The sequence below is a fragment of the Roseovarius salis genome, assembly GCF_044472985.1.
Lineage (GTDB): Bacteria > Pseudomonadota > Alphaproteobacteria > Rhodobacterales > Rhodobacteraceae > Roseovarius > Roseovarius salis.
This window is the reverse complement of sequence record NZ_JBISDG010000033.1, coordinates 1-12,346: the sequence shown is the minus strand read 5'-3', so window position 1 is coordinate 12,346 and position 12,346 is coordinate 1. Positions and strand designations below refer to the sequence as shown.

Here is a 12,346-nt window from a genome sequence, read left to right as displayed (position 1 = left end):
CCGTCACAGTTACGGAAGAACCATGAGATCGAAAGCCAAGCCATGAAACGCAACAGTCGCCTGTCACTCGCCCTTCACACGCTGGGCCACATGGCCGGAGAGCCGGATCGCGTCCGAAAGTCTGCCGACATCGCCGCACATGCGGGGACAAACCCGGTCGTCGTGCGTCGCGTCCTGGGCAGCTTGCGCGAGGCCGGTCTTCTCGTGTCGGAAGGTGGCCATTCCGGCGGCTGGCGCCTCGCACGGTCGCCAAAGGAAATCACTCTGGCAGACGTTTACCTCGCGCTCGACGAACGCCTCGCTTCAGCGGAAGCCGACGACACGACTCACGACTGCAAGGTAGCGCATGCCTTTCATCACCGCGTCTCCAGCGTGATGGCGGAAGTCGAGCGGTCTCTTGTCGAGAAGCTCGGGGAAACGACGATCTTCGAAATCCGCGAAACCGCTGAATGACTTTCATCATTCTGAAGCACGAGACACTTATTGAATAGCGTGAGGGGACACTTTTCGAGTACTGCGCAAGCGTAGCTCTCGCGCCCAGCGGCACGTGGCTTGCACCCGCACCGCAAATCGGTTCGCCCGCATTTTTGTGATCGCCGAACGTTCCGGCAGCTTCACCGGTAACCTGGTAGCCCGCACCTGGAACTCCTGGCTGTACACGACGACCGACGGACGTGCCCCCATGCCCCGATGTCAGAAGCGCCCGTCGCGCAGCCGCTCGACCAGAGCGTAACGAGAATAAGGGCGGAGAGCCGCGGCTTTTACAGCCAGCCCGCGGCCTTGAGATCAGGGCGGAACGAGCGACCCACAGGCACGCGTCGGTCATCCGTCAGGCGCAGGAGGATGCGCTGGCCCTCGCGCTCAACGCCCTCCACGGCATCGGCGGCCACCCACCATGAGCGGTGGACGCGCTGGCCGAGGCTTCCCAGTTCGCGCGTGGCGTCCTCCATGCGGCACAGGATCATCTCGGATCCGCCGGAATGATGGATCTTGAGGTAGTGGTCCTGCATCTCGAGGCAGAGCAGCCGCCCCCCGAGCGGCGCGGACAGGCGCGCCGCGAACAGCGAGAGGCTGTCCGCACCCGGTTGCCGGGCCTCGATCTCCTCAGGCTGGCCACCTGACGATGCGCCTTCGGGCGGTGCGGGATCGGGCATGGCCGCGATCCGCTCCTGCATGTCCTCCCACGTGTAGGCCGGCAGCGAGATCGCGGCGAGCAGCAGCAGCACCCGCCCGAACAGGACGGCGACATTATCGGGCCAGCCGATCCCCGACAGCCCGTTTGCCAGCGCCACCACCCCGGTCGCGGGCACGGCAGCGAGGCAGGCGCCGACAAGCGGCACCGTGAGCCGCGGTATCGGCATCCGGTCGCCCGCCAACGCATCCAGCCGCCGCAGGACGGCATCGGCCAGAAGCCAGTTCACGGAGATGACCGCGAGCCAATAGGCCAGCCTTGGCGCCGTCGGCATGAGGTCGAACGTCCCGAACGGCCCGATCAGTCCCAGCACGAGGCCCACGCCGATCGGCGGGCCCAGTCGCAGGGAAAGGCGGGCAAGTCGTTCGCGCATCGTGAACGGACCCTAGCATGCCGTTCGCGCAATTTCCCAACCGTTTCCGCAACTTCGCTGGCCCGGTCCGGCGCGGCTTCGCTACCGCCGTCACATCATGAAGCCTGCACATCCCCGCATCGGAGGTATCGACCCATGATCCAGACGATCCTGTTCCTGCACATCCTGGCCGGCGTCGCGGCGCTCGCCGCGGCCGGCATCGCCGTCGGCAGCGCCAAGGGCGGCCGGCTGCACCGGCGCTCGGGCAATATCTACACGCTGGCCATGCTGGTCGTCGGCGTCAGCGCGCTGGTGCTGGCGGTCGTGCACCCGAACCCGTTCCTCTTCGCGGTTGGGGTGTTCAGCCTCTACCTCGTCTTCACCGGGTGGCGCGCGGCGATGGTGCGCGACGGGCGGCCCCGGCGCCTCGACCATGCGGGCGGCGCGGTGATGGCTCTGGCCGGGATCGGGATGCTGGGCTGGGGCGCGCAGGGCGTGCTAGCTGGCAGCGGCGCGCAGCCTGTGATCCTGCTGGCCTTCGGCTCCATCGGGCTGAGCCTGGCGCTGGCGGACTGGCGCGACTGGGCGCGCGGGCCTGTCAGCGGCAAGGCGCGCATCGCGCGGCACCTGAGCCGGATGCTGGGCGGTACCATTGCCACGATCACCGCCGCGGGCGTCGTCAACCTCGGTTTCCTGCCGGACCTGGTGGTGTGGCTCGGGCCGACCGCGCTGATCACACCCGTCATCTTCTGGTGGAGCGCCCGCGTGACGCGCGGCGCCGTCGCCGCCTGACCCGCAGACCTCACCCCTTGCAAGGAGACACGACCATGCTTGCACGCCGGCTGACCCGCATCGCGCTGTGGACCTTCGCCACGCTCGCCATCCTGATTCTCGCGGCCTTTCTCTGGCTGCGGCAAACACCGGCCTGGGCCGGCATCACACTCTTCTGGGAAGGCTACCGGGTGGAGAACTTCCGCGCCATGGACCGGGTCTTCCCCGACCGGCCCGTGCCGCGCGGCGAGGATGTCTGGACCTTCGACCGTGCGCCGGCACCGCTGCCCGAGACCTATGCCTTCGAGGGCGCGGCCCACGACCTCGCCGCCTTCCTCGACCGGACCGAGACCACCGGCCTGCTGGTCGTCCGCGAGGGCGCGATCACCCACGAGGAGTATCGGCAGGGCGCCGACGCGAGCTCGCCCTTCACCTCCTGGTCGATGGCGAAATCGGTGCTCTCGGCGCTGATCGGCATCGCGGTGGAAGAAGGGCACATCGCCAGCATCCGCGACCCAATTGGCGCCTATGTCCCGGCGCTCGCGGGCTCAGGTTACGACGACGTTCCGATCGAGGACGCGCTGACAATGTCCTCGGGCGTTGCCTTCGACGAGGACTACGAGAACCCGCTGTCCGACATCAACATGCTGTTCATCCGCGCGATGGCGATGGGCGTGCCAGCGGAGGAGACGCTGGCAGGACTCGAGCGTGTGCGCGACCCCGGCACCTACAACGACTACGTCAGCTCCGATTCCATGGCGCTGGGGCTGGTGCTGGAGGCGGCCACCGGCATGCCCGTCGCCGACTACCTCGCCAGTCGCCTCTGGGGCCCGATGGGGGCCGAGGCCGACGCGACCTGGAGCACCGACCGTGCGGGCCGCGAATTCGCGCTCTGCTGCGTGAACGCGACCTTGCGCGACTATGCCCGCTTCGGGCGCCTCTACCTCGACGGCGGCGTACGCGAGGGGCGGCAGATCGTGCCGGCCGACTGGGTCGCGGCCTCGGTCGCGCCCACCGCGCCACACCTGCAACCGGGCGAGAACCCGGCCAGCCACTGGACCTTCGGCTACGGCTATAAATGGTGGATCCCGGAGGAGCCGCAGGGCGACTTCCTCGCCATCGGCGTCTGGGGGCAGTACATCTACGTCGATCCCGCCCGCGAGGTGGTGATCGTCAAGACCAGCGCCGACCCACTCTTCGACGACAACGACCACGAGAGCGTCGCCGCCTTCCGCGCCATCGCGCAGGCCGCCGCGGACGATTGAGCCAGACCGCACCCCGTCGCAACCAACCGGAAAGGACAGCCCATGCCCCTTCGTCTTGCCACACTTCTCATCTTCACGGCCTTCCCGGCGCTGGCCACCGGCTTCCAGTTCGTGGAGATCCGCGGCACCGCCGACATGCCGCCCATCGAGGCTGCGGTCTGGTATCCCAGCGACGCCGCCACTCCCGATGAACCGAACACCCCCTTCGGACAGGCCGTCGCGATGCACGCGCCCGTCGCAGGCAGCGACCTGCCGCTGGTGGTTCTCTCGCATGGCGACGGCGGATGGTTTGGCGGTCACGCCCCGCTGGTCCGCGCCATGGCCAATGCGGGCATGATCGCCGTGGCGCTTAACCATCCTGGCAACTCCGACGGGGACGAAACAGCACCGCCGTCGCGCTGGATCACCGAACGCCCGCAACACCTCGCGCGCGTCGTGGACTACATGAGCGACGGCTGGCCGGACGCCGGCCATGTCGATGGCACGCGCATAGGCGCTTTCGGTTTCTCCGCCGGTGGCCACAGTGTGCTGGCCGCCGCCGGTGGGTAGACTTCAAAAGACCGCATTGCCGCGCACTGCGCCGCCACACTGGAAGAATTCGTCTGCCACAGCGGCATGGCAGCAGATGTGGTCGATGCCGCCGGTGCCTTCCCTGCGCCCCTGTCAGGGCTACAAGCCGTGGTCGCCGCCGCGCCCGGCTTCGGCTTCGGGTTCGATCCGGCCCAGGTCGTGGACCTCGATGTCGCGATCCAGCTTTGGGGCGCGGCAGAGGACGCACGCGTGCCGGAGGAGACCAATATCGGCCCGCTCGCCGCCACGCTGACGCCGCCGTCCGAGGCCCATGTCGTCGCGGCGGCGGGACATTTCGCCTTCCGCCCGTCCTGCAACCCCGCGCTAGAACAGGCGAACCCGCGCGTCTGGCAGATGGCCTGCACCGACGCCCCGGAATTCGACCGGGGCGCGTTCCACGCGCGCTTGAACCAAGAGGTCGTCGAGTTTCTCGTTGAAAATCTCGGCCTTCCAAAGCGATGACAGCCAGAGGAAGCAAGACGCGTGCGATCGACGGTGCACCCGGGCCTGCCTCCGCATCACCGTGCGGTCGCTCAACCTCTCCACGATCGTCAAGTTCTCGTCGACCATACGCCGAGCCCGATTGTTTTGAGATCGAAAGCCATGCCGTTCCAGCGCCTGCCCGTTGACTTCAGATGGCGGATTTGCAATAGCCAAATAACAACAGGGGAGCTCCGTAGTGCCGGGGCTGAGATGCAGGGCGCAAGTCCTCGGACCCTCAAGCTGATCTGGGTAATGCCAGCGGAGCGAGGTGAGCATGTTTTCCGGAGCACAATTGTCGTTGTACCCGATGTCGGACGACTTCGTCGACATCATCCTCGGGGCGATCGGGTCGCTTGATCCCTGGCGCGACCGGTTGCGCCTCGAGACGGATTCCCTGTCGACGCTGATGGTCGGCCCTCCGGATATTCTGTTTCCCGCGATGCGCGATCTGTTCTGCGCGGCGTCGCGGTCGGGCGTGCACACGACGATGCACGCGACGGTCTCACGTGGCTGTCCGGGCGAACCGGACGACCCCATGTGCACGCCTGTTGCCGGACCGCCGCGGGATGCGGGCCTTGCGGACCGTGTCGCGGCCTGCCGCGAAGCCGTCGCAGCCGCGCCGCTGCAGCACCAGACGGTCGCAGCGCAGCTGTCGCTCTATCCGCTCGGCATCGACCACCACATGGACGAGATCTACGGCTGCATCGCGTTCCTTAAGGATTCGGGCGTGTTCGACCGGTCCAAGAACTTCTGCACCGCCCTGCGCGGCGACGCCGGCCCCGTCTTCGAGACCTTGGGCCAGGCCTTCACGGGCTTCGGCGCCGAGGCCGGCCATCTGGCGATGGACGTGACCGTTTCGGCGAATTCGCCGAGCGACCGCTGATCCCGCGGGCCGCCTGACGGCCTGCCTTCCTCGATCCCAACTGATACGACAAAGGAGGCTCCCATGCCCGACCAATCCGTCTGGACTCTTCGTGAAACCCTGATCGTCGCCGTGCTGGGCGCTGTGTTCGGCGTGCTTTATCTGGGCTGGGTGCAGGTCTGGCTCGTGCTTCAGGCGATCTTCGGGCCGGTGACGATGGATGTCGTCATGGGCTTCTGGTTCATCGTGTCGATGATCGCGGCGGCCATCATCCGCAAGCCCGGCGTTGCCCTGATCTCTGAAGTCATGGCGGCCGCGGTGCAGGTGCTGCTCGGCAGTCCGGCGGGGCTGCTTTTGCTGCTGACAGGGCTCGTGCAGGGCGCTGGCGCCGAAGCGGTCTTCGCTGCGACACGCTGGCGGCGCTATTCCGTCACCGTCCTGATGGCCGCCGGCATGGGCGCCGCAGTTTTTTCCTTCGCCTATACCTGGATCCGCTTCGACTATGGCAGCCTGGAGCCGGGACTCCTGATCGCGATGTTCACGCTGCGTCTCGCCTCGGGCGCGCTGCTGGGCGGCCTGCTGGCCCATGTCATCGTCAAGGCGCTGTATCGCACCGGCGTCCTGTCCGGCCTTGCCATCGACCGCGACGCGCGTGCCGCCGGTGCCTGAGGCGCTGGCCTACCACGACGTCTCTCTGCGGCACGACGCGGCGAAGGCGCCCGCGGTGGGCCCGGTGTCTCTTCATCTGCGCGCGGGTGAGCGTGTGCTGTTGATGGGGCCGTCGGGGGCAGGAAAATCCACATTGCTGCATGCCGCGACCGGGCTGTTTCCCGCTTCTATCGGCGGCGAGCGGCACGGCACGATCCAGCTGGAAGGGCGCCCGGTCGACAGCCGGCGCCCGGCGGATTGGGCCGATACCTGCGGCTACCTGTTCCAGGATGCGGCGCAAACACTGGCCGGCTTCACCGTGCGCGACGAGATCGCGTTTGGCCCGGAGAACCGCGGTGTCGACCCGGCCAGTATTCACGAGGTCGTAGCCCTGAGCATGCGGCGCGCCGGGATCCCGGAGGCCTGGGCGGACCGCCGTATCACCGCGCTGTCCGGCGGCGAACGGCAACTGGTGGCGCTGGCCGCGCTGCTCGCGCAGGGCGCGCCGGTCACACTGGCCGACGAACCTGCGGCCAGCCTCGCACCGAAAGCGGCGCGCCGGATGGGCGAGCTCCTGCTGGCGCCGGGCTGCACTGCCATGGTGGTGGAGCACAAGCCCGGCCCGATCCTCGGTCATGTGGACCGCTGTATCGCCCTCGGCCCTGGCGGGCGTGTCATGGTCGAAGGACCACCGCGCGCCGTGGTGGAGCGGCATGGCGCGGCGCTGGCCGAGGCCGGCATCGCCCTTCCGCTGGCAACCCGGCTTCATATCGCATTGCCGGACCTGATCGACCCGAGCCCGCCGCTCTCGGGCGCATTGCGCCGCGTCGCATCCGACCATGCAGACCGGCTCCGCGCGGCGATCCTGCCCGACCCGATCGAAACGGGGCCGGAGCTGGTCACCCTCGACAGGACGGCCTGCGCACCGCCTTTCGGACCCGTGGTGCTGCGCGACGTGTCGCTTTCGCTGCTAGCGGGCGAGGTCCTGGCGATTCTTGGTCCCAACGGCGCCGGGAAGTCGACGCTGGCAGGGTGTCTTGCGGGCCTTGTTCCGCTGCGGGCGGGCACGCGAAAGGGGCCACCGGGCGCGGTCGCGTTCCAGAACCCGGAGGCCCATTTCAGCCGGGAGTCCGTGCGCGCGGAGATCGAGGGGCTTGGTCACGGGCCCGAGCGGACAGGGCGCATCCTTGCCGACTGGTCGCTGGACCGGGTCGCCGACCAGCACCCCTTCACCCTGTCGCAGGGCCAGAAGCGCCGCCTCGCTGTGGCGCTGATCGCCGAGGCTGGGCGATGGCCGCTTCTGATCCTCGACGAGCCGACAGCCGGGCTGGACGGCGGCACCGAGGCAGCGCTCGCGCGGCGGATCAGGGCACTGGCCCGCGAGGCCCGCGGGATCGCCGTGATCACGCATGACATGGATTTCGCGCTGGCGGTCGCGGACCGCGCAGTGCTCGTGGATCGCGGTGGCGTCAAATTCTGCGGCAAATGCCCTGATCTGATGCGCGACACGGCCCGGTTGACGCGCGCGGGGCTCCTCCCGCCGGAAGCGGCTCCCGTGCTCAACTGGCTGGACGCGACATGCTGAGTACGCTTCATCCGCTGCCAAAGCTCGCGCTCTGCCTTGCGCTGATCCTCGCCTCTCTGGTGGTATTTCGCCTGTCCTTTCAGCTCCTGCTTTTCATGTTTGCTACGCTTCTTCTGCTGATCGACGCCCGCATCCCGTTGCGGCGGCTGCTGCTTCTGATGGTGCCGTTCGCGTTGTTCGGTTTCGGCTTTTTCACCACATCGGTCCTTTTCCGCGCGGAGTCCGGCTTCGCAATCCAGATGGCGCAGGAACAGGGTGGCGGTCCCGACGTGGCACCGGGGCTCGTGTTGTTCTTCCGGGTGCTCGCATGTGGCATGGCCTCGGCCGTCTTTGCGCTGACGACGGATCCCGGGCGGCTTGTGCGCGCGCTGATGCAGCATTTGCGCCTGCCTGCGCCGATGGGGTTCGCGCTGCTTCAGGCCATGCACATGGTGCCCGATCTCCGCGCCGAACTGTTGCAGTTGCGTATGGCGCGCGCGATGCGACTGGGCCGGCCCCTGCGGCGGGTCCCGGTGCCGACGGAGGCGATCGCGCTGGCGATCCCGCTTCTGGCCTACGCCATCCGCCGCGCCACGCGCGCCGCCCTGTCTTTCGAGGCGCGCGGTCTGCAGCTTGATCGCGTCCGGACCACCCTGCCGCAGCCGCCGATGACGCGCAGCGATGCCATCGTCCTTGCGACAGGGCTTGTTGCCTTGCTGCTCATGGTATGGGTCAGCGGTCGACTGGCCTTCTGACGGGGCAGCGCGGCACCATCCGCTAGGCCGTCGCGGCCTGCGGATTGCGCCGCATGACCGAGATGTTGAGCGCCAGCGCAAAAGTGCCCCAAGCCAGATACGGGACCATCATCAGCGCGGCAACTGTGTCATGCGTCAGGAACGCCAGCGTCGTGGCCAGAACCGCCACCCAGAGAAGCGCGATGATCACCGCACCGGCCCGAATGCGGTGCAACCCGAAGAACACCGCCGACCAGAGCGTGCTGATGGCGATCTGCAAGGACCAGAGGCCGAGGGCGAAGGCGCTGCCGGGCTGCATCGCCACCCGTGCCGCCGCCCATGACATCAGCATGTAAAGGACCGCCCATATCACCGGGAAAAGCTTGTCGGGCGGCGTCCATCCGGGCTTGTCGAGGTCGCGATACCAGGCTCCGGGCTTGAACAGCAGACCTGCCGCAGCCGGAACGGCGCAGATCGCCAGGTAAAGTGGAAATAGCGTCATGAGGTCCCCGTGAGCACGAATCCTGACGCCTGCGGCTTGTGAAACCGACAAGCGTCCGAGTTGCATATCCGACGTAGCAGCACGCGGAGCTCAAAGCGAGCGCAGGCAGAGAAGACGGGACGCCGTTGGCTCTATTGAACGAATCGCATGCCAAGGTACACTGAGTTGAAGCGATAGAGTTCCAGGGGCGTTCGCCCGTGTTCGATGCTGAAGTATTTACACGCACGGTGTCGCTTTTCGACACGAAGCGAGATGCCTTTGCACAGGACGCCGTCGAAGTCCTGGCCACCGACATCATGCGACGAATGGCGTCGGCACGATCGAACGATCCGACCTTCGAGGCGCCCGAGATCAGCGACGAAAGCATCGACGCCTTCTGTGAGACGCTCGTCCAGCCAAGCCCGGCCGCGGCCTTGCAGTTCATCGAGGATCGGCGGGACGAGGGCGTGACCCGACAGGGGATCTACCTCGGATACATCATCGCGGCGGCGCGCAGGCTGGGCCAGGGATGGGACGAGGACAGGTATTCCTTTCTCGATGTCACCTACGGAACTGGGCATCTCTACGCCCTGATGCGGGCGTTGCGGGCCGAAACCCCAAGCGCGCGTCCTGCATTCGACGGCCGGCGCTGTGCGCTCTTCGCGACGGTGCCCGGCGAGGAACACGGGATCGGGATCACCGTCGCCGCGGACCTCTTTCGCGAGGCGGGCTGGGAGATCGATCTGCGGACCGACACCGACCATGACGCGCTCGTGGCACATGTCGAGGACACGCAGCCGCACATCATCGGCCTCTCGCTCAGCACGGAACAGCGGCTGGATGCACTGGTGCGTCTGGTTGTGGCGATGCGCATCGCAATGCCATCGGCGATCATCGGCATCGCTCCCGCAGAAAACGTCGATGCGGCCCGGCTGCACGATCTCGTGGACATCGATCTGGTCTTCGATGACGCACCCTCTGCATGCCGCGAGTTGGAGCGCCTGATCCGTCTTCGGGACTGACGTCCCACCTCAGAAAAGGTTCTCCAACGAGAGGCCGCGCCGACGAAGCGCGGCGCGAAGCCGTTCGAACCCGCGCTCCCGAAGCTGACGGATCCGCTCCTTAGAGACACCATATCTCGCCCCGAGGCCTTCGAGCGTCGCTGGTGGGTCCGCCACCTGCGTGGCAACGATGATCTCGCGTTCCCGGTCGGGCAGCGTGGCAAGCACCTCGACAAGCACGCGCCGAAGCGCTTCCGCCTCGAGGCGTTTGACCGGTGCGGACCCGTCGAGGCTGTCGGGGTCGACCAGCAGGGCGATGCGCTCTTCGCCCCCCTCCTCGAGCGTCGGCATGTTCAGGGACTGGTCCGTTCCGGTCACCTGCGCACGTAGATCCAACGCCTTCTCCCGATCCACGCCGAGGGCATCCGCAAGCCGGCCCGTCGCATCGCCAGGGTCCACCCCCGGATCGGCCGATATCTCGGCGTCGAGCGCGGCGATCCTGGACGCCGCCGCACGCGCCTTGGCGGAGTTCGGGCGTCGCACGACCGAGATATTCGCGCGCGCATAAGCCTGCACTTCGGCGCGCACCCACCAGACCGCGTAGGTCGAGAAACGGATGTCCCTTTCGGGGTCGAAGCGATCGGCGGCTTTCATCAGCCCGATATGGGCCTGCTGGACCAGATCGGGATCGGGCTCGCGCGTACCGCGATTGAAACGCCTCGCGACCGATATGGCCAACGGGGTGAAGGCCCGGAGCAAGCGGTCGCGAGCGCGTCGGTCGCCGTGGTTATGCCAGGCCCGCACAAGGTCGCGCTCCACCTCGGCAGACAGCATGTCCGGAGTGCGTATGCGACGGGCGCCATGGGCGCGGTTCGTGAATGGCTTGTTCATTGCGATGATGCATTTGATGTCGCTTCGACACTAGTTTGGGTCGCGAGCGATTGTCAAAGCAGTTTCGATTCGCTATCAGTTGAGCATGATCAGTGAGCCACACACACCGGACCGGATTGCGGAGCTGCTCGTGCATCTGGGGCGCGCGGTCCAGAGCGAGGATACGCGCTCCGAACTGACAGCGGCGCAATGGACCTGCCTGCGCTTCTTCGCGCGGGTCAATGGCAGCACCCGGACACCATCGGCTTTCGCCAGCTTTCAGGCCACGACGCGCGGCACCGCTTCGCAGATCATCAAGTCGCTGGAGCACCGGGGGCTGGTTTCCCGCACCCGCTCCGAACGGGATCGGCGCAGCGTCTGTTTCAACCTGACCGACAAGGGCCGCGCGATGCTCGACCACGATCCGCTGAGGGTCCTGGTCGGTCTGATCGACGGTCTGGATGATTCCGAGAGCGCACGGGTCCTGACCACGCTGTCCGGGCTCGCCTCCGCGCTCGCCGCGAAGCGAGACGTGCCCTCGTTCGGAACGTGCCGGGACTGCTGTCACTTCGGCACGACGGGAGACGCCGCCTATTGCGCCTGCATGGCGGCGGAACTGGCAGCCGACGAAACGACCAAGCTCTGCGCGAGCTACACGCCGTTGCCTGGGAATAACAACGAGGGAGATCGAGATGCCGCAGGCTGAGACGGCCAACGCGCCCCGCATGATCGCCATCAGCAGCGGCAAGGGCGGCGTGGGAAAATCGACAGTCACGGCCAACATCGCCGTGGCGATGGCGGACGCCGGGCTGTCCGTCGGCGTGGTCGATGCCGATATCTACGGCCCGTCGATCCCGCGCATGCTGGGTATTCCGGCGGGAAAGCCCGCCATGGCGCCGGACCAGAAGGTGATCCCGGCCGAGGCGCAGGGCGTCAAGGTCATCTCAATGGCGATGCTGACCGACGACGACGCGCCCGCGATCCTGCGCGGGCCGATGGTCACCAAGTACCTGCAGATGTTCGTGAGGCAGGTGGATTGGGGCGCGCTCGACGTGCTGCTGCTGGATCTGCCGCCGGGCACGGGCGACATCCAGCTGACGCTGGCGCAGGCGTTTCCGCTGTCGGGCGCCGTGGTGGTCACCACGCCGCAGGATGTGAGCCTGAAGATCGCCCGGCGCGGCCTGCGCATGATGGAGCAGGTCAACGTCCCCGTCCTCGGCGTCATCGAGAACATGAGCGGCTTCACCTGCCCCTCCTGCGGCACCGTCACCCACATCTTCCACGAAGGCGGCGGCGAGGCCATCGCGCGGGACCTGGGCGTCGAATTCCTCGGCAAGGTGCCGCTCGACCCGAACGTGGTCGATTGCGGCGACGAGGGGCGACCGCTGGTGCGCGACGCGCCCGACAGCCCCGCCGCGGCGGCCTATCGCCAGATCGCCGCCGCGCTGGGGGGACAGGGACAGCAGGCAGACGGGATCGCGACACCCTTCGCCTGGACGCTTTCGGACGGCTCGGGCAGACCCGCGCCTGCGCAGGCCGCCCCCGGCGGGCCG

15 protein-coding genes are annotated in these 12,346 nt (G+C 67.5%); 12 read left to right on the top strand and 3 right to left on the bottom strand.

Going from position 1 to position 12,346, the window contains the following annotated elements:
- Positions 1–42 precede the first annotated feature (42 nt).
- Positions 43–453, top strand: coding sequence for an Rrf2 family transcriptional regulator (locus tag ACH13J_RS13530; protein ID WP_397543872.1), 411 nt, complete (start codon positions 43–45; stop codon positions 451–453).
- Between the two features lie 308 nt (positions 454–761).
- On the opposite strand, the gene ACH13J_RS13525 is transcribed toward ACH13J_RS13530, so the two are convergent.
- The gene (locus ACH13J_RS13525; RefSeq protein ID WP_397543871.1) at positions 762–1,565 is read right to left on the bottom strand and encodes a LytTR family transcriptional regulator DNA-binding domain-containing protein; all 804 of its coding nucleotides are present in this window, start codon (positions 1,563–1,565) and stop codon (positions 762–764) included.
- A 135-nt stretch (positions 1,566–1,700) separates the two neighbouring features.
- On the opposite strand from ACH13J_RS13525, the gene ACH13J_RS13520 reads away from it, so the two are divergent.
- The 8 genes from ACH13J_RS13520 to ACH13J_RS13485 all read left to right on the top strand — a co-directional run bounded on the left by ACH13J_RS13520 (position 1,701) and on the right by ACH13J_RS13485 (position 8,462).
- Positions 1,701–2,336: a hypothetical protein gene (locus ACH13J_RS13520; protein ID WP_397543870.1), complete on the top strand. Its 636-nt coding sequence runs from the start codon at positions 1,701–1,703 to the stop codon at positions 2,334–2,336.
- Between the two features lie 35 nt (positions 2,337–2,371).
- The gene (locus ACH13J_RS13515; protein ID WP_397543869.1) at positions 2,372–3,580 is read left to right on the top strand and encodes a serine hydrolase; all 1,209 of its coding nucleotides are present in this window, start codon (positions 2,372–2,374) and stop codon (positions 3,578–3,580) included.
- 42 nt (positions 3,581–3,622) lie between these two features.
- The gene (locus tag ACH13J_RS13510) at positions 3,623–4,129 is read left to right on the top strand and encodes an alpha/beta hydrolase family protein (protein WP_397543868.1); all 507 of its coding nucleotides are present in this window, start codon (positions 3,623–3,625) and stop codon (positions 4,127–4,129) included.
- A gap of 66 nt (positions 4,130–4,195) precedes the next feature.
- Positions 4,196–4,612 (top strand): hypothetical protein, encoded by a 417-nt coding sequence (locus ACH13J_RS13505; protein WP_397543867.1) that lies wholly within the window; start codon positions 4,196–4,198, stop codon positions 4,610–4,612.
- Between the two features lie 313 nt (positions 4,613–4,925).
- Positions 4,926–5,516, top strand: a complete 591-nt coding sequence (locus ACH13J_RS13500) for a YkoF family thiamine/hydroxymethylpyrimidine-binding protein (RefSeq protein WP_397543866.1) — start codon at positions 4,926–4,928, stop codon at positions 5,514–5,516.
- A gap of 63 nt (positions 5,517–5,579) precedes the next feature.
- Positions 5,580–6,164 carry an ECF transporter S component gene (locus tag ACH13J_RS13495; RefSeq protein ID WP_397543865.1) on the top strand — a complete coding sequence of 195 codons (585 nt, stop codon included), beginning with the start codon at positions 5,580–5,582 and terminating at the stop codon, positions 6,162–6,164.
- Positions 6,148–7,728, top strand: a complete 1,581-nt coding sequence (locus ACH13J_RS13490; protein WP_397543864.1) for an ATP-binding cassette domain-containing protein — start codon at positions 6,148–6,150, stop codon at positions 7,726–7,728. The genes ACH13J_RS13495 and ACH13J_RS13490 overlap by 17 nt, the downstream gene beginning before the upstream one ends.
- Positions 7,722–8,462, top strand: coding sequence for a CbiQ family ECF transporter T component (locus ACH13J_RS13485; RefSeq protein WP_397543863.1), 741 nt, complete (start codon positions 7,722–7,724; stop codon positions 8,460–8,462). The genes ACH13J_RS13490 and ACH13J_RS13485 overlap by 7 nt, the downstream gene beginning before the upstream one ends.
- Positions 8,463–8,484: 22 nt before the next feature.
- On the opposite strand, the gene tspO is transcribed toward ACH13J_RS13485, so the two are convergent.
- Positions 8,485–8,943 (bottom strand): tryptophan-rich sensory protein TspO, encoded by a 459-nt coding sequence (tspO, locus tag ACH13J_RS13480; RefSeq protein WP_397543862.1) that lies wholly within the window; start codon positions 8,941–8,943, stop codon positions 8,485–8,487.
- A 197-nt stretch (positions 8,944–9,140) separates the two neighbouring features.
- Between tspO and ACH13J_RS13475 the strand changes: the two genes are divergently transcribed.
- Positions 9,141–9,944, top strand: coding sequence for a cobalamin-dependent protein (locus ACH13J_RS13475; RefSeq protein ID WP_397543861.1), 804 nt, complete (start codon positions 9,141–9,143; stop codon positions 9,942–9,944).
- A gap of 9 nt (positions 9,945–9,953) precedes the next feature.
- Here ACH13J_RS13475 and ACH13J_RS13470 read toward each other — a convergent pair whose 3' ends face one another.
- Complete coding sequence (locus ACH13J_RS13470; RefSeq protein WP_397543860.1) at positions 9,954–10,814, bottom strand: sigma-70 family RNA polymerase sigma factor; 861 nt, start codon at positions 10,812–10,814, stop codon at positions 9,954–9,956.
- Positions 10,815–10,899: 85 nt separating this feature from the next.
- On the opposite strand from ACH13J_RS13470, the gene ACH13J_RS13465 reads away from it, so the two are divergent.
- A complete protein-coding gene (locus tag ACH13J_RS13465) occupies positions 10,900–11,499 on the top strand; it encodes a MarR family transcriptional regulator (RefSeq protein WP_397543859.1) in 600 nt (199 codons plus the stop codon).
- A partial coding sequence (locus tag ACH13J_RS13460; protein WP_397543858.1) for a P-loop NTPase occupies positions 11,486–12,346 on the top strand: 861 nt, incomplete at its 3' end. The genes ACH13J_RS13465 and ACH13J_RS13460, both read left to right, overlap by 14 nt.